Source organism: Pseudaquabacterium pictum (assembly GCF_005403045.1).
GTDB lineage: Bacteria > Pseudomonadota > Gammaproteobacteria > Burkholderiales > Burkholderiaceae_C > Pseudaquabacterium > Pseudaquabacterium pictum.
Window position 1 is genome coordinate 232,062 of sequence record NZ_BJCL01000001.1, and the last position, 23,524, is coordinate 255,585.

Below are 23,524 nucleotides of genomic sequence, written 5' to 3' on the forward strand. Positions count from 1 at the left end.
TGCGGCCTCAGGCCGTGGCTTTCTCAATCTGGCAGACCGTGGTCTTGGTCTCTTGCATCATCGTGACGCTGTCGTAGCCGTAGGTGGTGGCGGTGTTGATCGATTCACCGCGGATCACCGGCATGGCGCCGTCGGGGTAGTAGGGCGACATGTCCACGCCGCCCCAGCGGCCGCTGAAGTGGAAGGGCATCCACACCGTCTCGGCGTCCACCCGCTCGGTGACCAGGGCCTTGAGCCGCAGACCCTTGAAGTCGGGCACGGCGGCCATCGGCGGTGTCTTCACCCACACCCAGTCGCCGTGGCGGATGCCGCGGTCGTTGGCGGCCTTGGGGTTGATCTCGACGAACATCTCCTGCTGCAGCTCGGCCAGCCAGGGGTTGCTGCGGGTCTCCTCGCCGCCGCCCTCGTACTCGACCAGGCGGCCGCTGGACATGATCAGCGGGAAGGTCTTGCCGACGTCCTTGTTCTGCTCCTGCACCGTCTTGAACAGCGTGGGCAGGCGCCAGAAAGCCTTGCGGTCGTCGTGCGTCGGGTACTTGGCGACCAGGTCGGGCCGGGTGCTGTAGAGCGGCTCGCGGTGCTGCGGCACCGGGTCGGGGAAGTTCCAGACCACGGCGCGCGCCTTGGCATTGCCGAAGGGGTGGCAGCCGTGCACCTGCATGGCCACGCGGATGATGCCGCCCGACGGATCGGTCTTCCAGTTCTTGCCCTCGGCGGCCTTCTGCTCGGCCTCGGTGAGATCTGCCCACCAGCCCAGCTTCTTCAGCAGCAGGTGGTCGAACTCGGGGTAGCCGGTGGTGAGATCCGCGCCCAGGCTGTGCGAGCCGTCGCCGGCCAGCAGGCTCTGGCCGTCCCGCTCGACACCGAAATTGGCGCGGAAGTTGCCGCCGCCGTCCATCACATGGCGGCTGGTGTCGTACAGGTTGGGCGATCCGGGGTGCTTGAGCGCCGGCGTGCCGTAGCACGGCCAGGGCAGGCCGAAATAGTCGCCATCGAGCTTGTAGCCGGTCTCCTTGTCGATGCCGCCCTTGGCGCGCAGCGTCTTCACGTCGAAGACGTTCATGTTGCGCATGTGGGCCTTCAGCCGCTCGGGGCTCTGGCCGGTGTAGCCGATGGTCCAGACGCTCTTGTTGATCTCGCGCAGGATGGATTCGGTCTCGGGCTCGATGCCGCCCTTGCCCTGCACCATCTTGTAGTTCTTGACCAGTTCCTTGGCGAAGCCCAGCTTTTCGGCGAGCTGGAACATGATCATGTGGTCGGTGCGGCTCTCCCACAGCGGCTCGATCACCTTTTCGCGCCACTGGATGCTGCGGTTGCTGGCGGTGCAGGAGCCGCTGGTCTCGAACTGGGTGGTGGTGGGCAGCAGGTAGACCGCGCGGTTGGGGTTCTGGTCTTCCGGCTTGCCGGGCATCGCGGCCATGGCCGCGGTGGCGCTGGGGAAGGGATCGACGACGACCAGCAGGTCGAGCTTGTCCATCGCCTTCTTCATCTCCAGCCCGCGGGTCTGGCTGTTGGGCGCGTGGCCCCAGAAGAACAGGCCGCGCAGGTTGCTCTCCTGGTCGATCAGCTCGTTCTTCTCGAGCACGCCGTCGACCCAGCGCGAGACCGTCATGCCCGGCTTGGTCATCATGCCGGGGGCGTACTGCTTCTTGATCCACTCGAAGTCGACATCCCAGACCTTGGCGAAGTGCTTCCAGGCGCCGTCGGCGAGGCCATAGTAGCCGGGCAGGCTGTCGGGGTTGGGTCCGACATCGGTGGCGCCCTGCACGTTGTCATGGCCGCGGAAGATGTTGGTGCCGCCGCCGCTCTTGCCCACGTTGCCCAGCGCCAGCTGCAGCAGGCAGCTGGCCCGCACGATGGCATTGCCGATGGTGTGCTGGGTCTGGCCCATGCACCAGACGATGGTGCCAGGGCGGTTCTCGTTCAGGATGGTGGCCACCTTCAGCGTGGTCGCCTCGTCCACGCCGCAGGCCTCGAACACCTTGTCGGGTGTCCACTTGCTCAGGCATTCCTCGCGCACCTTGTCCATGCCCCAGACGCGGTCGGCGATGTACTGCTTGTCTTCCCAGCCGTTCTTGAAGATGTGGTGCATCACGCCGAACAGGAACGGGATGTCCGAACCCGAGCGGATGCGCACGTATTCGTCGGCCTTGGCCGCGGTGCGGGTGAAGCGCGGGTCGACCACGATCACCTTGCAGCCGTTTTCCTTGGCATGCAGCATGTGCAGCATCGACACCGGGTGCGCCTCGGCGGCGTTGCTGCCAATGTAGATCGCCGCCTTGGCGTTCTGCATGTCGTTGTAGCTGTTGGTCATCGCGCCATACCCCCAGGTATTCGCGACGCCGGCCACCGTGGTGCTGTGGCAGATGCGGGCCTGGTGGTCGGTGTTGTTGCTGCCCCAGAAGCTGATCCACTTGCGCAGCAGGTAGGCCTGCTCGTTGTTGTGCTTGCTGGAGCCGACCACGAAGATCGAATCCGGTCCGCTCTGCTTGCGCAGGTCAAGCATCCTGGCGCTGATCTCGTTGAGCGCCTGGTCCCAGGAGATGCGCTGGTACTTGCCGCCCACCAGCTTCATCGGGTACTTCAGGCGGTACTCGCCATGGCCGTGCTCACGCAGCGCGGCGCCCTTGGCGCAGTGCGCACCCAGGTTGATCGGCGAATCGAACACCGGCTCCTGCCGCACCCAGACGCCGTTTTCCACCACAGCGTCCACCGCGCAGCCCACCGAGCAGTGGCCGCAGACCGTGCGCCGGACTTCCACCTTCTTGGCCACGCCGTCGGCAGCCTTGGCGGCATCGGTGGCCTCGGCCTTCTTCACCAGCACCAGCTGCGAGGCGGCGATGCCGGCGCCCACGCCCAGGCCGGAGCGGCGCAGGAAGGCCCGCCGGTCCATCGTGGGGATGGCGCGCGACACGCCGCGCGCCAGGCTGGCCACCAGGCCGGAGGAGGGGGCGCCTGCCGAGGGGGCGCCGGGCTTGCGGGTCAACAGCATCGGGATGGCCTCCGGCGTCAGACCTTGGCGGTCCGGTAGTAGTGCTGCACGTGGGCGGTGAGCTGGTAGCCGCCGCCGGCTTCGGGCGCGGCCTGGGGTTGGGCCTCGGCCACCGGCTCGGGCGTGCGCGACAGCGGCAGCACGGTGGCGGCAGCGGCGAGGGCACCGGCGGTGCCGGCACCGGCAAACAGCCGGCGGCGTGACACCGGGCTGGGCGAGGTTTCGGGGGACTTGCGCATCGGGGCCTCCTGGCGGATCGACGGAATGCAGCCCTTGCACGGCACTGCATATCCACGCCAGGATTAGGGATCAGGGCTAACCCTGCGGCAATTCGGGCCGGCCCGGGTGGGCGATGGACAACTTGTCGCACGCTGTCCAGTCGGCTGGACAAACTGTCGGCGGTCGCGGGCTTCCTACAATCCGCTGCCCGCGACACCACCATGCCCGACACCGCCGATCCCAGCCTGCAGCCCGCCACCGCCCCGCGCGAACACTGGCCGCTGGCCGCGGTGCTGGTGGTCGACGATGAGCCCGGCATGCGCCACTTCCTGGAGAAGACGCTGCAGCCGCGGGTGGGCCAGGTGCACAGCGCCGCCTCGGCCGAAGCGGCGGACGACCTGGTGCGCCGCCACCGCTACGACCTGGTGGTGCTGGACATCGCCTTGCCAGGCATCAGCGGCATCAGCTGGCTGAAGGCACTGCGCGAGCGCGGCTTCGATGGCGAGGTGGTGCTGATCACCGCCTTCGCCGACCTGGACACCGCCATCGAGGCGCTGCGCGCCGGCGCCAGCGACTTCATCCTCAAGCCCTTCCGGGTGACGCAGATCCTCAATGCGCTGCGCCAGGGCCTGGAGCGGGCCGGCCTGCGGCGCGAGAACTGGGTGCTGCGCCGGGCGCTGCACCAGGCCACGCCCGCGGCCGATGGCCTGGTGGGTGACTCCATCGCCATCAAGGGCCTGCAGGCCGCGCTGCAGCGGGTGGCGGCGGTCGACAGCATCGTGCTGCTGACCGGTGAATCGGGCACCGGCAAGGAACTGGCCGCACTGGCCCTGCACCACAACAGCCCGCGCGCGGCCGGGCCCTTCGTGCCGGTGAACTGCGCCACGCTGTCGCCCGAGCTGATCGACAGCGAGCTGTTCGGCCAGGCGCAGATCACCGGCAGCACGCCCGGCAGCGGTCGGCCGGGGCGCGACGGCCTGTTCGTCTATGCCCAGGGCGGCACGCTGTTCCTCGACGAGATCGGCGAGCTGCCGCCGGCCCAGCAGGCCACGCTGCTGCGGGTGCTGGAGGAGCGGCGCATCCGCCCGGTGGGCAGCGAGCAGGAGATCCCGGTGGATGTGCGCATCGTCGCCGCCACCCACCGCAAGCTGGCCGACGAGGTGGAGGCCGGCCGCTTCCGCAAGGACCTGTACTACCGCCTGCAGGTGGTCGAGATCAACCTGCCGCCGCTGCGCGCGCACAAGGAGGACATGGCCGCGCTGGTGGCGCATTTCATCGCCACGCTGGCACCGCGCCTGGGCGTGCCGCCGATCACCGTGACCGACGACGAGCTGCGCTACCTGCAGCAGTACGACTGGCCCGGCAATGTGCGCGAGCTGCGCAACCTGATCGAGCGCTCGCTGATCCTGGGGGCGCTGAATGTGTCGGCGCTGTACCAGGGCCTGGCCCGGCAGGACCGCCGGCAGGAGGCCGGCGCGCCGCGCACGGCAGCTGCTGCCGGCACCACCGCGCTGCCCGCCACCACCGACCTGCACACGCTGGAGAAGCAGCACATCCTGGCGGTGCTCGACAGCGTGGGCGGCGACAAGACCCGCGCTGCGCAGCTGCTGGGCATCTCCCGCCGCACGCTGGAGCGCCGCGTGGCCGAGTGGGGCCAGGGCGGGTGAACAGCCACCGTGGCCCGCCGGCGGGGGCCCGCTTCGCGCAGTGGCCCATCCGCCGCAAGCTGCTGGCGATGGTGCTGCTGCCGCTGCTGGGCGTGCTGCCGCTGCTGGGTGTGGTGCTGCTGGTCTGGGGCAATGCGGCGCTGGACCGGTTGCTGATCACCAAGGTGCGCTCCGATCTGGCCGTGGCCCACGGCTACTTCGAGCGGGTGCAGGGCGAGGTGGCGGCCAGCACCCGGGCGGTGGCCGATTCCCAGGCCCTGCATGCCGCGCTGAACGGCCCGGGCGCGCTGGACGCGGCGCAGCTGCGCCCGCTGCTGCTGCGCTTCCAGCAACGCGAGGGGCTGGACTTCATCAACCTGCGCAGCGCCGACGGCCGCCTGCTGGCCGCCGACGTGGACGGCGCCACGCTGGCCGCTGGCGTGGCAGCGCCGCTGCCGGTGGCGCACGCGGCGGACGGCCGCCGCGCCGTGGCCACCGTGGCCGTGCTGTCCCCGGCGCAGCAGGGCCTGCTGGCACCGGCACTGCGGGCGCGGGTGGCCGTGCCCCTGGTGGCCACCCGCAATGCCCAGCCCACGCAGCGCAGCCATGAGGACCGGGCCATGGTGCTGCAGGCCAGCGCGCCGGTGCACGATGCCGCCGGCCGCCTGCTGGCCTGGGTGCAGGCCGGCGTGCTGCTGAACCAGAACCTGCCGTTCATCGACCACATCAACGCCATCGTCTACCCCGACGGCGCACTGCCCTTCGGCAGCCGCGGCACGGCCACGCTGTTCCTCGACGATGTGCGCATCTCCACCAACGTGCGGCTGTTCGATGCGGAGGGCGCCGCCGCCGGCGGCCAGCGCGCCATCGGCACCCGGGTGTCGATGGCGGTGCGCGACGCGGTGCTGGGCCGCGGCAGCACCTGGCTGGACCGCGCCTTCGTCGTCAACGACTGGTATGTCTCGGCCTATGCCCCACTGGCCGATGCCGGCGGCCAGCGGGTGGGCATGCTCTACGTCGGCTACCTGGAGCGGCCCTTCACCTGGCTGAAGTACGGCGTGCTGGCCGGCATCGGCGCGGTGTTCTTCGCGGTGATGATCGCCGCGGCGCTGTGGTCGGCCCGCTGGGCGCGGCAGATCTTCCGGCCGCTGGAGCAGATGGCCCAGACCATGGCCGACGTGGAGGGCGGCGCGCTGCAGGCGCGGGTGGGCCCGGTGCCGGGCGGCGACGAGATCGGTGCGCTGGCCGGCCACCTGGACCACCTGCTCGACACCATCGCCGACAAGACCGCCGCGCTGCAGCGCTGGAATGCCGAGCTGGACGCCAAGGTGGCCCAGCGCACCGAGGCACTGGAAGGCCGCACCCGCGAGCTGCAGGCCGCGCAGAGCCAGCTGCTGCGCGCCGAGAAGATGGCTGCCGTGGGCCAGCTCACCGCCAGCATCGCCCACGAGGTGAACAACCCGATCGCGGTGATCCAGGGCAACCTCGACCTGGTGCGTGAACTGCTGGGTGCGCATGCACGGCCGGTGGCCGACGAGCTGAACCTGGTCGACCAGCAGATCGAGCGCATGCGGCTGATCGTCACCCAGCTGCTGCAGTTCGCCCGGCCGAACGAATACGCCGGCTATGTCGAGGTGGTGGACCCGCAGCGCACGCTGGAGGATTGCCTGGTGCTCACCGGCCACCTGCTGGCGCGCAGCAGCATCACCATCGACCGCCGCTACCAGGCCAGCCGCGCCGCCGGCATCAACCGCCAGGAGCTGCAGCAGGTGCTGGTGAACCTGATGGTCAACGCCATCCACGCCATGCCCGGGGGCGGCACGCTGACGCTGGCCACGCAGGACTGGACCGATGCCCAAGGCCGGCCCGGCGTCGCCATCGCCGTGGCCGACACCGGCCCCGGCCTGGCCGACGAGCTGCTGCGCGAGCTGTTCCAGCCCTTCGTCACCCGCAAGAAGGACGGCACCGGCCTGGGCCTGTGGATCAGCCGCAGCCTGGTGGAGCGCTATGGCGGTGACATCACCGCCGGCAACCGCCCGGCCGCCGAGGGCGCCGGCGCGGTGCTGACGGTGCTGCTGCTGACCGAGCCCGAGCCGGCGGCCGGCAGCTCCTGACAAACCCTGGGGCATGGCCTCCGGCGGCCGGATGCGACAACCTGTCGCACCCCCCGCCGCTAGACTCGCGCCGCGATGCAGCCCACAACGTTTTGCCCCGTGGCGGTGGTGATCGAACGCCAGAAGGCCCCCAATGCCTGGGAGGACTGGCGCTTCCGCATTGCCGAGGTGCTGGTGGACGAAGGCGGGCTGGGCGCCGGTCCGCGCACCCTGCGCGATGACGGCCGCACCGCCCAGGTGCTGCACACCGGCCTGGGCGTCACCCTGCACCGCGACGAGGCCGAAGGCTACTACCTGAACCTGAGCACCGGCACGCCGGTGTGGTTCGTGATGTGGCGGGTGGACGAGGATGACCCATCGCGCGCCTGGCCCGAGCTGGTCACGCTGTCGTACAACGAGGCCGGCCGCCTGATGGACGCGCAGGAGCGGGTGGACAACCTGCCGCTGCCCGATCCGCTGTGCGGCTGGCTGCAGGCCTTCGTCGACGAACACCACCGGCCCGAGCCCAAGCAGCGGCGGCGGCCGGCGTCGTTCAAGGCGCCGGGCGAGCGCTGAGCCCCGCCATGGCCGACGCCCCGCCTGACGACAGCGGCTTCCTGTCGCGCTGGTCACGCCGCAAGGCGCTGGTGCGCCAGGGTGTGGCGCCGGTCGAGCCGGTGCCGGCGGCGGTGGCGCAACCGGTCAGCCCGACGCCCGTGCCGCCCGCGCCGGTGGCCGCCGCCGAGCCGGTGTCCGCGGTGCCGGAAGCGCCACCCCCGCCCACGCTGGCCGACGTGGCCCTGCTCACCCGCGACAGCGACTACACCCGCTTCGTCGCCCCCGGCGTCGACACGGGCGTCAAGAACGCTGCGCTGAAGCAGCTGTTCACCGACCCGCACTTCAACCTGATGGACGGGCTGGACACCTACATCGACGACTACGGCATTCCCGATCCGCTGCCGGCCGGCATGCTGCGGCAGATGGTGCAGTCACAGGCCCTCGGCCTGTTCGCCGACGAACCACCCACCCCCGATGCCGCGGCTGACGCGGCACCCAACCCCACTCCACTGGCCCAGGCCACTCCCGATGAAGATGCTGCTTTGCGACTGCAACCGCACGATGCCGCTGGACCGGCCAGCGCTGGCCAAGGCCCTGGCCCAGACGCCGGGCGCCAGTGCTGAGGGCATCGACACCCCGCTGAGCGGCCTGTGCCGGCGCGAGGCCGGCCAGTTCCAGCGCGCCGCCGTGGCCACCGCCGGCCAGGCCGAGCCGCTGCTGGTGGCCTGCACCCAGGAAAGCCGGCTGTTCACCGAGCTGAATGCCGCCACCGAAGGCAGCGCCGGGCCGGATGTGCGGCCCATCCACTTCGTCAACCTGCGCGAGACCGGCGGCTGGTCGCGTGATGCCGCGCAGGCCACGCCCAAGCTGGCCGCGCTGATCGCCGCCGCCCAGCTGCCCGATGCCGAGCCGGTGGGCACCGTCGGCTACCACAGCGCCGGCCGCTGCCTGGTGATCGGCGGGGCCGAGGCGGCCGAGCGCGCCGCCGCGCTGCTGGCCGACAAGCTGCAGGTCAGCCTGCTGGTCACCCAGCCCGGCGGCGCGCTGGCGCAGCAGCACCAGCATGCGGTGCACAGCGGCCAGCTCACCGGCCTGACCGGGCACCTGGGCCGCTTCGAAGCCAGCTGGACCACGTCCAACCCGATCGACCTGGACCTGTGCACCCGCTGCAATGCCTGCGTCGATGCCTGCCCAGAAGGCGCGATCGACTTCAGTTACCAGGTCGACCTGGCGCTGTGCAAGAACCACCGCGACTGCGTGCGCGTCTGCGAAGCCGCCGGCGCCATCGACTTCCAGCGCGAGCCGGTCACCGTCAGCGAGACCTTCGACCTGGTGCTGGACCTGCGGCCGCAGCCGCACTTCACCCAGCACCAGCCGCCGCAGGGCTACCTCCATGCCGGTGGCGACGAGCGCCGGTTGATGGCCGCGGTGCTGGACCTGCGCGAGCGGGTGGGTGATTTCGAGAAGCCGCGCTTCTTCCAGTACCGCCAGAGCCTGTGCGCGCACAGCCGCAACCAGCAGACCGGCTGCACCGCCTGCATCGACGTGTGCTCGGCCCGCGCCATCCGCAGCGATGCCAGCCTGAAGGGCAAGCGCACCGGCAAGAGCCGCGGCCCGGTGCCCGGCGCACCGGCACCCGGCGCACCGGCGGGGCAGGGCGGCGGCGTGGTGGTCGACCCGCACCTGTGCGTCGGCTGCGGCGCCTGCAGCACGGTGTGCCCCAGCGGCGCCATGTCCTTCGCCTATCCCGGCCCGGTGGACCAGGGCAGGCGGCTGCGCACCCTGCTGCAGACCTATGCCCGCGCCGGTGGCCGCGATGCGGCCTTGCTGCTGCACAGCGAAGGCGCCGGCGCCCGCCTGATCGACGAGCTGGGCCGCGCGGCCCGCAGCGACCGCCGTGCCACCCTGGCCCAGGGCGGCCTGCACGGCGTGCCGGCGCGGGTGCTGCCGGTGGCGCTGTGGCACACCGCCAGCGTGGGCCTGGACCTGTGGCTGGCCGCCAAGGCCCAGGGCGCCAGCCAGGTGTGGGTGCTGCTCACTGACGAGGAGGCGCCCGAGTACCGCGACGCCCTGGCCGCCCAGATGGCCGTGGCCAATGCCGTGCTGACCGGCCTGGGCTATGCCGGCGAGCACCTGCGGCTGATCGAAGCCCGCGATGCGCGTGACCTGGCCGCGCTGGATGCCGCGCTGCGCGCCGCCCCGGCGAAGACCGTCGCCCGCCCCGCCAGCTTCGCTGCCCAGGGCGACAAGCGCGGCACGCTGGACCTGGCGCTGGACCACCTGCTCGCCCAGGCGCCGGTGCCGGCCGAGACCATCCCGCTGCCCGCCGCTGGCGCACCCTTCGGCAGCCTGCAGGTCGACACCGCCGCCTGCACCCTGTGCCTGAGCTGTGTCGGCGCCTGCCCGGCCGGCGCGCTGGCCGACAACCCCGACAAGCCGCAACTGCGCTTCATCGAGAAGAACTGCGTGCAGTGCGGCCTGTGTGCCACCACCTGCCCCGAATCGGCCATCACCCTGCAGCCGCGGCTGTGGCTGGCCGATGGCGGCAAGGCACGCGCCGCCGCCCGGGTGCTGCACGAGGTGGAACCGTTTGCCTGCGTGCGCTGCGGCAAGCCCTTCGGCACGCTGCGCGCCATCGAGGGCATGATCGCCAAGCTGGGCGGCCATCCGGCCTTCCAGGGCGCTGCGGCCCAGCGGCTGAAGATGTGCGGTGACTGCCGGGTGATCGACATCCACACCAATCCGAACGAAGTGAAGATCACCGACCTGTGAGCGGCCCAACCATGTCCGACCCCCACCTGCGGGCCTTGAGCTTCGCCACCGCCGACGACAGCGAGGAACTGGCCCGCGCCGAGCTCTACGGCCTGCTGGCCAGCCTGTGGCTGACGCCACCCGATGCCGCGCTGCTGCAGCAGTTCGAGGTGGCCGTCACCCAGGCACCGCAGCCTGGTGGCCACCTGGAGGCACCCTGGGGCGATCTGGTGGCGGCGATGCGCGCCACCACCGTCGATGCGGCCGCCGCCGAGCACGCCGCGTTGTTCCACGGCGTCGGCAAACCCGAGGTGTTGGCCTACGGCTCGTTCTACCTGACCGGTTACCTGAACGAGAAGCCGCTGGCCACGCTGCGCAGCGACCTCGCCGCACTGGGCCTGGCGCGCGACGGTGACCGGCTGGAGACCGAGGACCACATCGCCTTCGTGCTGGAGGTGATGCGCTACCTGATCGCCGGCGACGATATCGCGGTGTGCAACCTGGAGCAGCAGCGCCGCTTCTTCCGCCAGCACCTGCAGCCCTGGGCGGCGCAGCTGTGCGATGCGACGGCCGCGCATCCGCGCGCCCAGGTGTGGCGGGCGGTGGCCGGCTTCACCGCGGCCTTCATCGAGGTCGAGACCCAGGCCTTCGACCTGCTGGAGACCTGAATGTCCGCCATCCCGACCGAGCAGATCACCGGCCTGATCCTGGCCGGCGGCCGCGGCAGCCGCATGGGCGGTGTCGACAAGGGCCTGCAGAACCACCTGGGCCTGCCGCTGGCGATGCAGGCGCTGCTGCGACTGCAGCCGCAGGTGGGAGCACTGATGATCAACGCCAACCGCAACCTGGCGGCCTATGAATCGATGGGCGTGCCGGTGTGGCCCGATGCGCTGGCCGACTACCCGGGCCCGCTGGCCGGCTTCCTGGCCGGGCTGGAGCGCTGCGAGACGCCCTACCTGGTCACCGTGCCCTGCGACACGCCGAACTTTCCCGTCGATCTGGTCGAGCGCCTGGCCGCCGCCCTGGTGGCCGAGGACGCCGAGATCGCGATGGCCGCCACACGGGAAGACGGCCAGTTGCAGGTGCAGCCGGTGTTCTGCCTGATGGCCACCACGCTGCTGGAAAGCCTGGTCGCCTTCACCCAGGGCGGGCAGCGCAAGATCGACCGCTGGACCGGCCAGCACCGCTGCGCCACCGTGGTGTTCGACGACGCCGACGCCTTCTTCAACGCCAACACGCTGGACGAACTGCAGCGCCTGCAGCCGCGCTGAGCGGCCGCGGGCCCCAGCCCTCGTCAGCGCTTCTTGGGGTGCGGCAGCGGCGCGCTGCGGCCAGACGGCAGCACGCCGGCCACGGCCTCGGGCACCGGCGCTGCCGGCACGGCCTTGGGTTTCTTCGCTTCCTTGTTGCCGCGTTGGCCTTTGGACATGGGTGCTTTCGGGGTGGGGAAATCGGGGGTCAGGTGCGGCCAGGCGACTGGTGCGCCAGGGCGCGGCGGCAGGCGCGCTTCTCCAGCCCGTCGGGCCGGGCTTCGCAGCGGGCCACGGCATCGCTCAGGCCGCCGGCGGATGCGGCGGGCGCTGGTGCCACCGCGGCCGAGGCTGGCGGGCCCACGGGTCGGGGCTGCGCCCAGGTGGGGCCGGCCGCGCAGGCCAGCAGGGCCGGGACGGCCAGGTGCAGCACGGTGCGGACGCGGTGGTGGGCAGGCATGCCCGCAGCTTGCGCCCTGCGCAGGCGCCGGGCTGTAGGACAGGGCCGCGCCTGCGCGCGCTGCGTCAGTCCACCTTGGCGCCCGAGGCCTTCACCACCGGCCCGTATTTGGCCAGCTCGGCCTTGACGAAGGCGCTGAACTGCTCGGGCGTGGTGGGCGACGGCTCGGCCATCAGCTGGGCCATGCGGGCCTTGACCTCGGGCGCGCCCAGCGCCTCGCTGAAGGCCTTGTGCAGCCGCACCAGCACCTCTGGCGGCAGGCCGGCCGGGCCGAAGAGGCCGAACCAGGTGCCCACGTCGAACTGGCCCAGCCCCAGGCTGCGCCCGGCCTCGGCCACCGTGGGCAGGGCGGGCATGGCGCTGGCGCGGGCGGCGGTGGTCACCGCCAGCGCCTTCAGCTTGCCGGCCTGGATGTTGGCGGCAGCACTCGCCAGGTTGTCGAAGTTCAGATCCACCTGGCCCGACAGCAGGCCCAGCTGCGCCGGGTTGCCGCCGGCATAGGGGATGTGCACGATGAACAGCCCGGCCTGGGTCTTGAACATCTCGCCGGCCAGGTGGCCGGCGCTGCCGTTGCCGCCGGAGCCGTAGTTCAGCCTGCCCGGGTTGGCGCGGGCATGGGCCACCAGGTCGGCCAGGTTGCCGATCTTCAGACGGTCGGCCGCGGCGGCATTCATCACCAGCACGTTGGGCACCATGGCCACGCGGGTGATGGGCGTGAAGTCGCGCACCGGGTCGTAGGGCAGCTTGCTGAACAGCCAGGGGTTGATGGCATGGGTGGCCACGGCGCCCATCACGATGGTCAGGCCATCGGGCGCGGCCTTGGCGGCCAGGTCGGCGCCCAGGTTGCCACCGGCACCGGGCTTGTTGTCGACCACCACCGTTCCCAGGCTGTCCTTCACCGCGTTGGCCAGCAGGCGGGCCACCACGTCCAGCGGGCCGCCGGGCGGGTAGGGCACGATCAGGCGGATGGGGCGGGACGGCTGGGCCGCGGCCCAGCCCGGCAGCAGGGCCAGGCTGGTGGCGGCCAGCAGCTGGCGGCGGGTGGGGTTGGTGGGGGTCTGGGGCATGGTGGCGGCAGAGGAGCTGAAGGGTCAGGGCTGCGCGGCCTCGGCCTGCCAGGCGGCGCAATCCTGCAGCGGGATTGTCGCGCCGGGCTGGGTGGCCATGGCTGCGGCCGTCTGGTCCAGCCAGCGCCACAGCTGCTGCAGCCGGTCGGCGCCGGGCTCGCGCAGTTCATGGTCGGTGCGGGGGAAGCGGATGTCGCAGAACGGTGCCGGACGCCGCCGCGCCAGGTCAGCAAAGCGCTGGTAGGCGGTGGCCGGCATCAGCGCATCGGCGCCGCCCCAGGCGCGCAGCAGCGGGCGCGCATCGGCCAGCAGCGGCGCCTGCAACGGCCAGCGCTGCAGCACCTGCCAGTAGCGCCAGTGGCGGCCCTGCAGCAGGGCATCGTCGTCGCGCGCGCCACGGGTCTCGGCCATCAGCGTCCACCAGGCGGCGGATTGACCCTGGCGCGCCGCCTGCAGCGCGCCGGCCTCGGCCGGGTCCAGCCCGGCATGCCCGACCAGCACCAGCGCGGCGACCGCCGCACGCGCCGCGGCCAGGCCGGGCAGCAGTTCGGCGCCTTCGGACAGGCCCACCAGCACCAGCGGCAGCTGGGCATCGGTGCTGGCCAGACCCTGCGCGGCCAGGCGCAGGGCGCGCTGCTGCCAGTCGGCCAGGTTGTCGGCCTGCAGGTGCGCGCGGCTGCAGGGCTGGCCGGGCGGCGACAGCGCCGGCTTCTGCAGCAGCACCACCTGGGCCTGCCGCAGGCCGCGGGCCAGCCGGTCGGCCGATGGCGCCAGGCTGGCGCAGCCCGAGCCGGGCACGATCAGCACCCGCCAGCGCGCCGGGGCGCGCAGCGCCGGCCGGACCAGCACGGCGCCATCGTCCGGCTCGGTGGCCAGTGCCGCAAAACGTGCGTCGGGGCCTGCCGGCGGCAATGGCTGGGCGCCAGCGGCGGCGGCCAGCAGCGCGGCAGCGCCCAGAACGACAAAGCCGCGCCAGAACCCTGGCGCGGCCGTGTGGGGGTGGACCACCCGGCGCGGTCAGCGCAGCGTGGTCACCGATTCGGTGCGGGCCGGCGGCGCGGCCGGCGATTGCACGTCGCGGCTGCCGGCGGTCGGCCGGATCTGCCGCGCCATGCCGGTCTCGGCCATGCTGATCTGGTCGCTGAACTGCTCGAACACATTGCCGGCCAGCGTCTTGCTCGTGTCGCGGATCACCTTGCCGCGGTTGGGCGGCAGCACATCGCCGCGGTTGGACAGCAGCTTGGTCTCCGACCCTTCACCCTGGGCCGAGAACGACGCCTTGATCTCGTAGGTCTTGGTGCTGATCAGCGAGAAATCGGCCACCAGGTCGAGGCTGAAGATGTGGCTGGCGTTGGTGGTGCCCTGGATGGTGGACACGGTGTCGCGGAACTGCAGGCTGGTCAGGGTGCCGAACAGCACATAGTCGGCGCCCGGGAACTCGCCCTTCTTGATGCGGGCGATGATGTCGTGCACCTGGGGCTGGGCCACCGGCTTGGCCATCTTGCCGCCCTGCAGCTGGTTGAGCACCTGCTCGGCCTTGGTGGGCTGCGGCGCGCCGGCGTCGAACATCTTGCCCTGCACCAGGCGGAAGTTCGTGCCCTTGAGCAGCGCGCCCTTGATGTCGTTGGTGAACGAGCCCAGCTCACGCTGCTCCACATAGCTGTAGCGGCCGGCCACATAGGTGCCGCTGGCCTGGTGGCTGGCCGACAGGCTGTTGCGGTTGGCGTTCAGCGTGGACTGCTCCTTCATCGTGGCGGCTTCGAAGTACTCGGCCACGGCCTGGGTGTAGGCCAGGTCGGTCACGGCGATGCGCGGCTGCGCGAACACCGCGGTGCAGGCCAGCCCCAGCAGGGCCGTCGTCAACAGTTGCTTCATGGTTGGCTCCCCGTGGCTCACTTCTTGGTGGTCTTGCGGATTTCTTTCTCGTCCTGCCATTCGATGGTGCCCTCGGACACATCGAACAGCTTGAGCGTGAACTTGTAGTACACGTCCTTGGTCTGGCTGTTCTGCTTGACGATGCTGGTGAGCTCGCCTTCGACGCTGAACTTGGCCGCCGTCATGTTGCCCACCTTGGCGGTGGTGCCCTGCTTGTACAGGCCGCTCTGGTTCTGCCGGGTGAGCTCATCGACACCGGCCTGCATCTCCTGGATGCTGCGGGTGAAGCGCACCTTGCCCGACTTGACCAGCGCGGTCTGGATCGAGTTCATCACGTTGGTGGTGTCGATGTACTCGCTGGTCTTGTTCTTGACCGTCGAGATCGTCACCGTCGGCCGGCCCTGGAAGATGCCGGTCTCGAGCAGGCTGCCGGTCATCTTCTCGGCGATCATCTGCAGGTCGGTGGAGCCGAACTCGTTGGTGACCAGTTCGACGCCCTTGGCGTCACCGTAGTTGGTGGTCTGGCGGTCGAAGCGGATGACCGGCGACGAGACCTTGTTGGTCTCGCAGCCCGTGGCCAGCACGGCCAGGCCGGCCAGGCAGAGCAGGGAGATGCGGCGGGTGGGTTGCATGGAGAGGGGCTCCGGGTTCTGTTGCAGGGTGCAGTTGGTGCTGGCGTGGCGCGGCGTCATTCGACGTTGAACTCGAGGCGGAAGTCCTCGCCCCGTGCATTCGGCGCCACGGCCTTGACGGTCTGGACCTGCTGGCCCATCACCTTGAGCTGCTTCCAGCTCTCGCCGTCGCCGACCTGCATGCCGCCGCCGTCCATCCACTTGAAGCGGTAGTAGACGAAGCGGTCGTCGTTCAGGGTGTTGCTGATGTCGGCCTCGACCACCAGCACGTCGTTGCGGCGCACCATGCGCATCTCGTAGACGCGGATGCCCTTGAGTTCGCCGCGGGTGGCCAGCTTGCCGGCCACGGCCGGCGGGCTGGGTGGGGCGTTGTCGGCCGGGCGGAACAACTGGGCAGAAGCCGTTTGCGACAGCAGCAACGCGGCACACAGTGCGCCAGTGCGGAGGAGGGTGTTCATCGGTGTCGGTCCTTCCTGCGTGGTCTTGTGGTTGCTCAGGGCTTGGTGACGGCGCCGGTGGCGGCAGCCGGCTTCGCGGTGGGCTTGGGCGCCGCCGGTTGTGCAGCAGGCTTGGCCGCAGGCCTGGCGGCCGGCTTGGCCGGTGCGGCGGTGGAAGCGGGCGTGACCAGGTTGCTGGGCACCGATGTGGCGGCCGACGGCGCGGCAGCCGGCGCGCCAGCGGCCAGCTGACCGAAGCTGGTGGCCTGGCCCACGGTGACAGCGGCGCCGAGCAGCTGCACCGGCACCAGCATGTACTGGCCGGCGACCGTGACCACCTGGCCGGTGTCGCGGCCGTCGACCAGCAGGCGGTGTTCGCCAGCCGGCAGATAGCCCCGCGCCACCGACACCACGCCCGGCAGCGTGCGCCAGATGCGGTCGTCGGCCTGCTCGGTGGCGATGGCCGCGGCCGCGCCGATCAAGCCGCCCAGCGGGCCGGCGGCCTTGTTCAGCTCGTTCTGCACCACGCCCTTGGCGACGGCGCGCACCACGCCACGCATCATCATGCCGGGCATCTCGTCCTTCAGGGCCCGGCGCGCCATCACGTTCAGGTCGGCCACCACGGCCGGCTGCAGCGTCACGTCTCCCAGGGTCAGCCGCGACGGACCCGGCTGCACGCTGGGCTCGATCACCGGGTAGGAGATGCTGACGGAATTCAAGCGGCCCGCGACGGGCACCGGGATGGTGAAGTTCCTGGGCTTGCGCGCCGGTGCGGTGCCGGATTCCAGCACGAACAGCACATCGGTCATGCGCTGCTTGCGGCGGTGGGTGAAGCTGGTGCGGTCGTCCAGCCCACGCAGGCCTTCCATCAGCACCGGCGTGTCGGGCTTGAGCTCGATCGCCTTGCGGTAGCCCGGCGCGGCCAGGCCGCCTTCGTTCAGAACCTCGTAGAGGAAGCCGGCCAGGTAGTGGCTGAGGGCGTTCTGGTAGCCGTTCTTGAGCTTCAGCACCTCGGGATCGTTCAGGCTCTCGACCGGGTAGCCGTTGATCTCCTTGTTGGTGACCTGGGCGCCCTTGGCCTTGGCCTCCTGCTCGGCGGCCAGCGTCTCCTTGGAGCGCAGCTCGGCGATCACGGCCTCGCGCTCATGGGTGCGCTTGATGTCGACGCGGGCGTTGTCCCAGTCGTTCTCGGCGATGCGGTTCAGCGCCAGTCGGGTGGTCAGCCAGACCTTCTCGTAGTCCTGGCCCTCATAGGGCTTCAGGCGCTCGCTGATCAGCGTGGCCCCGACCATGCCGAACAGCTTGTTCGGATCGGTCTTGGCCGTGTTTTCCCACTCGTTGACCTTGGCATCGGCGACCAGCCAGGCGGCGGTGCTGTCCTTGTACTGCCTGTTCTGGCGCAGCAACTCGCCACGCTCCAGGTTGAACAGCAGCGCCTTGCGGGCGTCGTCGGTGGTGGCCGAGGCCTCCAGCTGCTTCAGCGCGGCGGCCGGGCCACCGGCGGTGTTGGCCGCCTGCACCTGGGTGGCCAGCTTGTCGTGGCTCTCCATGTTGGCGCAACCGGTCAAGACGACCACGGCCACCACCACGGCCCGCTGGGCCAACTGCCTAGAAAGCATCGCTTCTCCCTGATCTGGATGTTCTGATCCGAGGAGGCGCACGGTCAGTCGCCGCGGCTCGTCCTCGCCTCGAACCACTTTATCAAAGTGTTTCCAGACTGTTGCGCGAAGTTGCCCCCCTGCATCCAGGGTCCGTGCACAAGTTCAACGAAGCTTGTCCGCCTCGGAGGTGAAGGCATCGGCGATGAAGTCGTCAGCCGCCAGGTTGCGGTGCGCGATCAGGTCGGTCTGCGCTGCGTCCACCATGGCCGGCGTGCCGCAGGCATAGACCTGGTGGCCGGACAGGTCGGGCCAGTCGGCCATCACCGCCTGGTGCACCAGGCCGATGCGCCCGCGCCAGGCATCACCGGCCGGTGCGTCCGACAGCACCGGGATGTAGCGCAGCTGGGGCCAGTCGGCAGCGGTCTGCAGCGCCCAGTCATGCAGGTACAGGTCGCGGCGGGTGCGGCAGCCCCAGTACAGCCAGGCCGGGCGTGTGTCACCGGTGTCGCGCAACTGCTCGATCAGCGCCTTCACCGGCGCCAGGCCGGTGCCCGAGGCCAGCAGGATGATGGGCTTGGCCGACTCCCGCAGGAAAAAGCTGCCGAACGGCCCTTCCATGCGCAGGATGTCCTTCTCCTTCAGGGTGCTGAACACCTGGTCGGTGAACAGTCCGCCGGGCAGGTGGCGGATGTGCAGCTCGATGGAGGGTGGGTTGTCCAGCCGCGAGGGCGCATTGGCCATCGAGTAGCTGCGGCGGGCACCGTCGCGCAGGATGAACTCGATGTACTGGCCGGCGTGGTACTGGAAGCGCTGGTTGGCCGGCAGTTGCAGCCGCAGCACCGCCACATCGGGCGCCGGGCGGTGGATCGCCAGCACGCGGGTGGGCATCTTCAGCACCGGGTACTCGCCAGCGCCAGGCACGCTGCGGGCCTCCAGCGTGCAGTCGGTCTGCGGCGTGGCGCAGCAGGTCAGCACCAGGCCGGCTTCCTCCTCGGTCGCGGTCAGGGCCTTCAGCTGGTGGGCGCCATGCAGCACCCGGCCGTCGAGCAGCCGGCTCTTGCAGGAACCGCAGGCGCCATCCTTGCAGCCGTAAGGCAAGCCCACGCCCTGACGGATGGCCGCAGCCAGCAGGGTTTCGTCACGCTGCACCTGGAAGACCAGGCCCGAGGGTTGGAGGGTGATGCGCAGGGTCATGCCGGGCAGGGCGGTGCGGACCGCGGAAGAAAAGGGTGGAACAGTGCGCCAGGGGGCAGGGAAGCCGGCACGTAAACTCGTTGCAATTGTGCCCCGCGCCCCTTGTCGACCATGCCCGCCGCCGCCATGACCCGCCAGCCCAGCCTGCTGGTGGTGGGCTGCGGTGATGTCGGCTTGCGGGTGCTGCGGCTGCTGCGCGGCCGCTGGCGGCTGCTGGCGTTGACCTCGTCACCCGAGCGCCAGGCCACGCTGCGTGCCGCCGGCGCCGTGCCGGTGCTGGGCAACCTGGACGATGCCGCCAGCCTGGCCCGCATCGGCAGCCTGGCCGACCGGGTGCTGCACCTGGCACCGCCGCCGTCGCACGGCCGCACCGACACCCGCACCGCGCACCTGCTGCAGGCCCTGGCCCGCGGTGGCCGGGTGCAGCGGCTGGTCTACGGCAGCACCACCGGGGTCTATGGCGATGCCCAGGGCGCGAAGTTCGACGAGACCCGCGCCGTGGCACCGGGCACCGACCGCGCCTGGCGCCGGGTGGATGCCGAAGCCCGGCTGCGCGCCTTTGGCCTGGCCACCGGCGCGGCGGTGACCCTGCTGCGCATCCCGGGCATCTATGCCGGTGACCGGCCCGGCGGCCACCCGCGTGAACGGCTGGCCCGCGGCACGCCGGCGCTGCGCGCCGAGGACGACGTCTACACCAACCACATCCATGCCGACGATCTGGCGCGGGCCTGCGTGGCAGCGCTGTGGCGTGGCGGCCGGCAACGGGTGGTCAACGTCTGCGACGACACCGACCTGCGCATGGGCGACTACTTCGACCTGGCCGCCGACCTCTGCGGCCTGCCGCGGCCGCCGCGCCTGTCGCGCGCCGAGGCGGCGGCCGTGTTGTCGCCAATGCAGCTGAGCTTCATGGGTGAATCCCGCCGGCTGCTGAACCGGCGGCTGAAGCAGGAATTGCGCTTGCGCCTGCGCCACCCGACGGTGGCCACCGGCCTGCTGGCCTGATCCGGCCAGGCCGCCTCAGATGCCCTGGGCGCGCCGCAGCGTCTTCATGCGATCGACGCTGTGGACCTTCAGCGTCTGCTGGCCGTCGGCCCGCTCGATCATCAGGCTGATCTCGCGCTCGGGCGCGCCGCCGGCCCACAGTGCCTGCCACAGGCCGGCCAGCGTCTGCACCTCGGTGCCGTCGATGCGCAGGATGCGGTCGCCCACCGCCAGGCCGGCCACATCGGCCGGGCTGTCGTCGCTGACCCGCACCACGCGGATGCGGCCCTCGACCTCGGCGCAGTTCAGCCCCAGCCAGGCCCGCCGGCTGGCCGCGCCGAACCCCTGCTGTCGCAAATCGGCCAGGATGGGCGTGACGAGATCCACCGGCACGAACATGTTGCCGCTGCGCCGTGGCGCTGGCGTCGGGCCGGCTGCGGCACCGGTGGCATCGGCCACCACCAGCGAGCCGATGCCCACCAGCTCACCGGCGGTGTTGAACAGGCCGGCGCCGCTGTGGTCGCGCCGCGGCGGTGCGGTGAACAGCGCGCCGTCGATGTGGTACTCCCAGTAGCCCGAGAACGGCCGGCGGGCCACCAGCTCGGCCACGCTGACCGCACCATCGTCCCCGCCGCTGGCCACCATCAGCGGCTGCTCCGCAACCAGCCGGTCGGCGCGGCCCAGCGGCGCGGGCTCCAGGCCCAGTGGCGCCAGCGCCTGCAGCAGGCCGAAGCCGGTGGCCACGTCATAGCCCACCACCCGCGCCGGCACGCGGCGGCCGTCGTCACGCAGCAGTTCCACCCGCTCGGCCTCCAACACCAGGTAGCCGATGGTCAGCACCAGACCGTCCTGGCTGATCAGCACACCGGAGCCCTGCCGCGCCTTGCCCAGTGTGTTGGCGGACCGCGCCTCATCCACCGCCACGGTTTCCACGCCGAGCACGGACTGCTGCGCGCGCTGCAGGGCGCGCGACTGGTCGCTCAACGGGGCATCGGCCGCCTGCGCCTCCGGCATCAACAGCAGAACGGCAGCCAGCACGGCCAGCAGCATGGTCCAGGCGACAGTGGAACCCTGGGACAGACGACGCTTCATCGCAGCACTCCCGACGTGGTGGGCCAGGCTGCAAGCATGAACCGTTCCGCTGACCCCTGTCCACACGGGGGGATGCAGCGGCAGTCGCCGGTCAGGGCCGGCGTGGTGGGCTCAGCGCCGGCGTGGCGGGCCGCCGAAGGGCAGGCGGCCGCGCCACCAGCTGAGCATCAGCCAGGCGCCCAGCATGCCGCCCAGGTGGGCGAAGTGGGCGACGCCGCTCGGCCCCCACAGGCCCGACAGCAGCTCGATCGCGCCGAACACCAGCACGAAGGTGCGCGCCTTCATCGGGATGGGCGGAATCAGCGGCACGATCACCCGGTTGGGGAACAGCATGCCGAAGGACAGCAGCAAACCGTACAGACCGCCCGAGGCGCCCACCGTGGGCGCGCCCGAGCCGGTGAGCATGGTGAACACCAGCTGCACCAGGGCCGCCGCCACCACGCTGGCGGCCAGCAACTGCAGGTAGCGGCGCGGGCCCCACAGGCGCTCGAGCTCGCTGCCGAACATCCACATGCCCAGCATGTTGAAGAACAGGTGCATGAAATCGCCGTGCAGGAAGGCGTAGGTCAGCACCTGCCAGGGCCAGAAGCCGCCGCTGCCCAGCGGCCACAGCGCGAACAGCGGTTCCAGCGGCAGGAAGCGCAGCAGCGTCTGTGCAAAGAACACTGCAGAGCAGATGATCATCAACGCCTGGGTGACCGGGGGCAGAGGCGGCATGGAGGAGCGTTGGGCAGCTGGGGCGGCGCAAGCCGGGGGAGGGGTGTGGTGCCCGCGGCCAGACTCGAACTGGCACGCCTTGCGGCGGCGGATTTTGAATCCGCTACGTCTACCGATTTCGTCACGCGGGCAGGCCGCAGCGAGGAGCTTGCCGCGGTCTGCGATTATGTCACGCGTGTTCAGCGGGCCCAGGCGGCGGCTGACACAATCCGGGCAGGAGGTGTCACTTGTCGCGCAATCCCTATCCCACCATCGAAGACGTGATCGGCCAGACGCCGGTCGTGCGCCTGCAACGCCTGCCCGGGCCCACCAGCGACAGCCGCGGCAACGTGGTGCTGGGCAAGCTGGAGGGCAACAATCCGGCCGGCTCGGTGAAGGACCGGCCGGCGATGAGCATGATCCGCCGTGCCGAGGAGCGCGGTGACATCCGCCCCGGCGACACCCTGATCGAGGCCACATCGGGCAACACCGGCATCGCGCTGGCCATGGCCGCCGCCATCCGCGGCTACCACATGGTGCTGATCATGCCGGAGGACCTGTCCATCGAGCGGGCCCAGACGATGAAGGCCTATGGCGCCGAACTGATCCTCACGCCCCGCTCTGGCGGCATGGAGTACGCCCGCGACCTGGCCGAGCAGATGCAGCGCGACGGCAAGGGCCGCGTGCTCGACCAGTTCGCCAACGGCGACAACCCGCGCATCCACTTCGAGACCACCGGCCCGGAGATCTGGCAGCAGACCGGTGGGCGGGTGACGCACTTCGTCAGCGCGATGGGCACCACCGGCACCATCACCGGGGTGGGGCGGTACCTGAAGCAGCAGAACCCGAACGTGCGCATCGTCGGCGCCCAGCCGGCCGAGGGCTCGCGCATCCCCGGCATCCGCAAGTGGCCCGAGGCCTACCTGCCGAAGATCTACGACCCCGCGCAGGTGGACGAACTGGTGCTTGTCAGCCAGGCCGATGCCGAGGACATGGCACGCCGCCTGGCGCGGCAGGAAGGGCTGTTTGCCGGCATCTCGGCCGCTGGCGCCGCCTGGGTGGCGCTGCAGCTGGCCCAGCAGCTGACCGAGGCCACCATCGTCTTCATCGTCTGCGACCGTGGCGAGCGCTACCTGTCGACCGGCGTGTTTCCGGCCTGACCGCAAGGATTGCCATGGCCCACGCCTTCCGCTTCTGCCCATCCTGCAGCACCGAGCTGCAGCCCACCGAAAGCCTGGAGGACGGCGGCCTCAAGACCCGCCTGCGCTGCCCGGCCTGCCAGTGGACGCACTGGAACAACCCGACGCCGGTGCTGGCTGCCATCATCGAATGCGCCGACCAGGGCGGCCGGGTGCTGCTGGCCCGCAACGCGGCCTGGTCGGGTCGCATGTTCGCGCTGATCACCGGCTTCATGGAGGCCGGCGAGACGCCCGAGGAAGGCATCACCCGCGAGGTGGCCGAGGAGACCAACCTGGAGGTGCTGTCGCTGGACCTGATCGGCGTCTACGACTTCCAGCGCATGAACCAGGTCATCATCGCCTACCACGCACTGGCCCGCGGCGAGGTGCGGCTGTCACCCGAGCTGGCCGAGTACAAGCTGTACGCGCCCGAGGACCTGGTCTGCTGGCCCGCCGGCACCGGCTATGCGCTGGCCGCCTGGCTGCGCCGGCGCGGCATCGAGCCGCGCTTCATGGACCTGCCGCGCCGCGGCTGACCACCCTGCCAACCACCACCGACCACCATGGACGCCACCCAAGAACTCGACACCCGCGGCCTGAACTGCCCGCTGCCCATCCTGAAGGCCAAGAAGGCACTGGCCGCACTGCAGAGCGGCGAGGTGCTGAAGGTGGTGTCGACCGACCCGGGCTCGTTGCGCGATTTCCAGGCCTTCGCGCGGCAGACTGGCCACGAACTGGTCGAGCAGACCAGCATCGGCAACGAGTTCGTGCACCTGATGCGCCGACGCTGAGCCGGCGCCGG

24 protein-coding genes and 1 tRNA gene are annotated in these 23,524 nt (G+C 70.9%); 11 read left to right on the top strand and 14 right to left on the bottom strand.

The window, feature by feature from the left end:
* Positions 1-7: 7 nt before the first annotated feature.
* Both FFT10_RS00965 and FFT10_RS00970 read right to left on the bottom strand, forming a co-directional pair.
* Positions 8-2,992, bottom strand: coding sequence for a formate dehydrogenase subunit alpha (locus FFT10_RS00965; protein ID WP_137730897.1), 2,985 nt, complete (start codon positions 2,990-2,992; stop codon positions 8-10).
* A 17-nt stretch (positions 2,993-3,009) separates the two neighbouring features.
* Entirely contained in the window at positions 3,010-3,231 is a 222-nt protein-coding gene (locus tag FFT10_RS00970) for a formate dehydrogenase (RefSeq protein WP_137730898.1), read from the bottom strand.
* Between the two features lie 201 nt (positions 3,232-3,432).
* On the opposite strand from FFT10_RS00970, the gene FFT10_RS00975 reads away from it, so the two are divergent.
* From FFT10_RS00975 to mobA, 7 genes are all read left to right on the top strand, one after another.
* The gene (locus FFT10_RS00975; RefSeq protein ID WP_137730899.1) at positions 3,433-4,878 is read left to right on the top strand and encodes a sigma-54-dependent transcriptional regulator; all 1,446 of its coding nucleotides are present in this window, start codon (positions 3,433-3,435) and stop codon (positions 4,876-4,878) included.
* Positions 4,875-6,971, top strand: coding sequence for a sensor histidine kinase (locus FFT10_RS00980; RefSeq protein WP_228026901.1), 2,097 nt, complete (start codon positions 4,875-4,877; stop codon positions 6,969-6,971). Before FFT10_RS00975 ends, FFT10_RS00980 begins: the two co-directional genes overlap by 4 nt.
* A 75-nt stretch (positions 6,972-7,046) precedes the next feature.
* Positions 7,047-7,526 carry a DUF3305 domain-containing protein gene (locus FFT10_RS00985; protein ID WP_137730900.1) on the top strand — a complete coding sequence of 160 codons (480 nt, stop codon included), beginning with the start codon at positions 7,047-7,049 and terminating at the stop codon, positions 7,524-7,526.
* A gap of 8 nt (positions 7,527-7,534) precedes the next feature.
* Entirely contained in the window at positions 7,535-8,131 is a 597-nt protein-coding gene (locus FFT10_RS00990; protein ID WP_137730901.1) for a DUF3306 domain-containing protein, read from the top strand.
* Complete coding sequence (locus FFT10_RS00995) at positions 8,037-10,280, top strand: 4Fe-4S binding protein (protein ID WP_162520667.1); 2,244 nt, start codon at positions 8,037-8,039, stop codon at positions 10,278-10,280. Before FFT10_RS00990 ends, FFT10_RS00995 begins: the two co-directional genes overlap by 95 nt.
* An 11-nt stretch (positions 10,281-10,291) precedes the next feature.
* Positions 10,292-10,927 (top strand): TorD/DmsD family molecular chaperone, encoded by a 636-nt coding sequence (locus FFT10_RS01000; protein WP_137730902.1) that lies wholly within the window; start codon positions 10,292-10,294, stop codon positions 10,925-10,927.
* Positions 10,928-11,530, top strand: a complete 603-nt coding sequence (gene mobA / locus FFT10_RS01005) for a molybdenum cofactor guanylyltransferase MobA (RefSeq protein WP_137730903.1) — start codon at positions 10,928-10,930, stop codon at positions 11,528-11,530.
* Positions 11,531-11,553: 23 nt separating this feature from the next.
* Here the strand turns inward: mobA and FFT10_RS28540 are convergent, their stop codons facing one another.
* The 9 genes from FFT10_RS28540 to FFT10_RS01045 all read right to left on the bottom strand — a co-directional run bounded on the left by FFT10_RS28540 (position 11,554) and on the right by FFT10_RS01045 (position 18,775).
* Positions 11,554-11,688, bottom strand: a complete 135-nt coding sequence (locus tag FFT10_RS28540) for a hypothetical protein (RefSeq protein WP_265575314.1) — start codon at positions 11,686-11,688, stop codon at positions 11,554-11,556.
* 29 nt (positions 11,689-11,717) lie between these two features.
* Positions 11,718-11,969, bottom strand: coding sequence for a hypothetical protein (locus tag FFT10_RS01010; RefSeq protein ID WP_137730904.1), 252 nt, complete (start codon positions 11,967-11,969; stop codon positions 11,718-11,720).
* A 65-nt stretch (positions 11,970-12,034) separates the two neighbouring features.
* Positions 12,035-13,036, bottom strand: coding sequence for a Bug family tripartite tricarboxylate transporter substrate binding protein (locus FFT10_RS01015; RefSeq protein ID WP_137730905.1), 1,002 nt, complete (start codon positions 13,034-13,036; stop codon positions 12,035-12,037).
* 24 nt (positions 13,037-13,060) lie between these two features.
* Positions 13,061-14,044, bottom strand: coding sequence for an alpha/beta hydrolase (locus FFT10_RS01020; protein ID WP_137730906.1), 984 nt, complete (start codon positions 14,042-14,044; stop codon positions 13,061-13,063).
* A gap of 9 nt (positions 14,045-14,053) precedes the next feature.
* Positions 14,054-14,911, bottom strand: coding sequence for a hypothetical protein (locus tag FFT10_RS01025; RefSeq protein WP_137730907.1), 858 nt, complete (start codon positions 14,909-14,911; stop codon positions 14,054-14,056).
* A 17-nt stretch (positions 14,912-14,928) separates the two neighbouring features.
* The gene (gene lpoB / locus FFT10_RS01030) at positions 14,929-15,543 is read right to left on the bottom strand and encodes a penicillin-binding protein activator LpoB (RefSeq protein WP_137730908.1); all 615 of its coding nucleotides are present in this window, start codon (positions 15,541-15,543) and stop codon (positions 14,929-14,931) included.
* A gap of 56 nt (positions 15,544-15,599) precedes the next feature.
* Positions 15,600-16,001 carry a YcfL family putative periplasmic lipoprotein gene (locus tag FFT10_RS01035; protein ID WP_137730909.1) on the bottom strand — a complete coding sequence of 134 codons (402 nt, stop codon included), beginning with the start codon at positions 15,999-16,001 and terminating at the stop codon, positions 15,600-15,602.
* 35 nt (positions 16,002-16,036) lie between these two features.
* Entirely contained in the window at positions 16,037-17,599 is a 1,563-nt protein-coding gene (locus FFT10_RS01040) for a COG3014 family protein (RefSeq protein WP_137730910.1), read from the bottom strand.
* A gap of 144 nt (positions 17,600-17,743) precedes the next feature.
* Entirely contained in the window at positions 17,744-18,775 is a 1,032-nt protein-coding gene (locus tag FFT10_RS01045) for a CDP-6-deoxy-delta-3,4-glucoseen reductase (RefSeq protein WP_137730911.1), read from the bottom strand.
* A 111-nt stretch (positions 18,776-18,886) separates the two neighbouring features.
* Between FFT10_RS01045 and FFT10_RS01050 the strand changes: the two genes are divergently transcribed.
* Complete coding sequence (locus FFT10_RS01050; RefSeq protein WP_137730912.1) at positions 18,887-19,777, top strand: NAD-dependent epimerase/dehydratase family protein; 891 nt, start codon at positions 18,887-18,889, stop codon at positions 19,775-19,777.
* Positions 19,778-19,792: 15 nt separating this feature from the next.
* On the opposite strand, the gene FFT10_RS01055 is transcribed toward FFT10_RS01050, so the two are convergent.
* The 3 genes from FFT10_RS01055 to FFT10_RS01065 form a co-directional block, all read right to left on the bottom strand.
* On the bottom strand, positions 19,793-20,848 hold the full coding sequence (locus FFT10_RS01055) for a S1C family serine protease (RefSeq protein ID WP_137730913.1): 1,056 nt from the start codon (positions 20,846-20,848) through the stop codon (positions 19,793-19,795).
* Between the two features lie 111 nt (positions 20,849-20,959).
* Positions 20,960-21,565, bottom strand: a complete 606-nt coding sequence (locus tag FFT10_RS01060) for a rhomboid family intramembrane serine protease (protein ID WP_137730914.1) — start codon at positions 21,563-21,565, stop codon at positions 20,960-20,962.
* Positions 21,566-21,611: 46 nt separating this feature from the next.
* Positions 21,612-21,696: transfer RNA gene (locus FFT10_RS01065), tRNA-Leu, on the bottom strand.
* A gap of 96 nt (positions 21,697-21,792) precedes the next feature.
* On the opposite strand from FFT10_RS01065, the gene cysM reads away from it, so the two are divergent.
* From cysM to FFT10_RS01080, 3 genes are read left to right on the top strand one after another with little or no spacing between them, the layout of a single operon-like run.
* Positions 21,793-22,704, top strand: coding sequence for a cysteine synthase CysM (cysM, locus tag FFT10_RS01070; RefSeq protein WP_137730915.1), 912 nt, complete (start codon positions 21,793-21,795; stop codon positions 22,702-22,704).
* 14 nt (positions 22,705-22,718) lie between these two features.
* A complete protein-coding gene (locus tag FFT10_RS01075) occupies positions 22,719-23,258 on the top strand; it encodes an NUDIX hydrolase (protein WP_137730916.1) in 540 nt (179 codons plus the stop codon).
* A 27-nt stretch (positions 23,259-23,285) separates the two neighbouring features.
* On the top strand, positions 23,286-23,513 hold the full coding sequence (locus tag FFT10_RS01080) for a sulfurtransferase TusA family protein (protein WP_137730917.1): 228 nt from the start codon (positions 23,286-23,288) through the stop codon (positions 23,511-23,513).
* Positions 23,514-23,524: the final 11 nt, after the last annotated feature.

Bases quoted from the DNA above. Each gene is read 5' to 3' on its own strand.
- FFT10_RS28540 (WP_265575314.1), bottom strand. From the start codon at position 11,688: ATGTCCAAAGGCCAACGCGGCAACAAGGAAGCGAAGAAACCCAAGGCC.
- FFT10_RS01010 (WP_137730904.1), bottom strand. From the start codon at position 11,969: ATGCCTGCCCACCACCGCGTCCGCACCGTGCTGCACCTGGCCGTCCCG.
- FFT10_RS01075 (WP_137730916.1), top strand. From the start codon at position 22,719: ATGGCCCACGCCTTCCGCTTCTGCCCATCCTGCAGCACCGAGCTGCAG.
- FFT10_RS01080 (WP_137730917.1), top strand. From the start codon at position 23,286: ATGGACGCCACCCAAGAACTCGACACCCGCGGCCTGAACTGCCCGCTG.
- FFT10_RS00965 (WP_137730897.1), bottom strand. From the start codon at position 2,992: ATGCTGTTGACCCGCAAGCCCGGCGCCCCCTCGGCAGGCGCCCCCTCC.
- FFT10_RS01040 (WP_137730910.1), bottom strand. From the start codon at position 17,599: ATGCTTTCTAGGCAGTTGGCCCAGCGGGCCGTGGTGGTGGCCGTGGTC.
- FFT10_RS01045 (WP_137730911.1), bottom strand. From the start codon at position 18,775: ATGACCCTGCGCATCACCCTCCAACCCTCGGGCCTGGTCTTCCAGGTG.
- FFT10_RS01025 (WP_137730907.1), bottom strand. From the start codon at position 14,911: ATGAAGCAACTGTTGACGACGGCCCTGCTGGGGCTGGCCTGCACCGCG.
- FFT10_RS00975 (WP_137730899.1), top strand. From the start codon at position 3,433: ATGCCCGACACCGCCGATCCCAGCCTGCAGCCCGCCACCGCCCCGCGC.
- FFT10_RS01050 (WP_137730912.1), top strand. From the start codon at position 18,887: ATGCCCGCCGCCGCCATGACCCGCCAGCCCAGCCTGCTGGTGGTGGGC.
- FFT10_RS00970 (WP_137730898.1), bottom strand. From the start codon at position 3,231: ATGCGCAAGTCCCCCGAAACCTCGCCCAGCCCGGTGTCACGCCGCCGG.
- FFT10_RS01055 (WP_137730913.1), bottom strand. From the start codon at position 20,848: ATGAAGCGTCGTCTGTCCCAGGGTTCCACTGTCGCCTGGACCATGCTG.
- FFT10_RS01035 (WP_137730909.1), bottom strand. From the start codon at position 16,001: ATGAACACCCTCCTCCGCACTGGCGCACTGTGTGCCGCGTTGCTGCTG.
- FFT10_RS00995 (WP_162520667.1), top strand. From the start codon at position 8,037: ATGAAGATGCTGCTTTGCGACTGCAACCGCACGATGCCGCTGGACCGG.
- FFT10_RS00985 (WP_137730900.1), top strand. From the start codon at position 7,047: ATGCAGCCCACAACGTTTTGCCCCGTGGCGGTGGTGATCGAACGCCAG.
- FFT10_RS01015 (WP_137730905.1), bottom strand. From the start codon at position 13,036: ATGCCCCAGACCCCCACCAACCCCACCCGCCGCCAGCTGCTGGCCGCC.
- FFT10_RS01060 (WP_137730914.1), bottom strand. From the start codon at position 21,565: ATGCCGCCTCTGCCCCCGGTCACCCAGGCGTTGATGATCATCTGCTCT.
- mobA (WP_137730903.1), top strand. From the start codon at position 10,928: ATGTCCGCCATCCCGACCGAGCAGATCACCGGCCTGATCCTGGCCGGC.
- FFT10_RS01000 (WP_137730902.1), top strand. From the start codon at position 10,292: ATGTCCGACCCCCACCTGCGGGCCTTGAGCTTCGCCACCGCCGACGAC.
- FFT10_RS00990 (WP_137730901.1), top strand. From the start codon at position 7,535: ATGGCCGACGCCCCGCCTGACGACAGCGGCTTCCTGTCGCGCTGGTCA.
- lpoB (WP_137730908.1), bottom strand. From the start codon at position 15,543: ATGCAACCCACCCGCCGCATCTCCCTGCTCTGCCTGGCCGGCCTGGCC.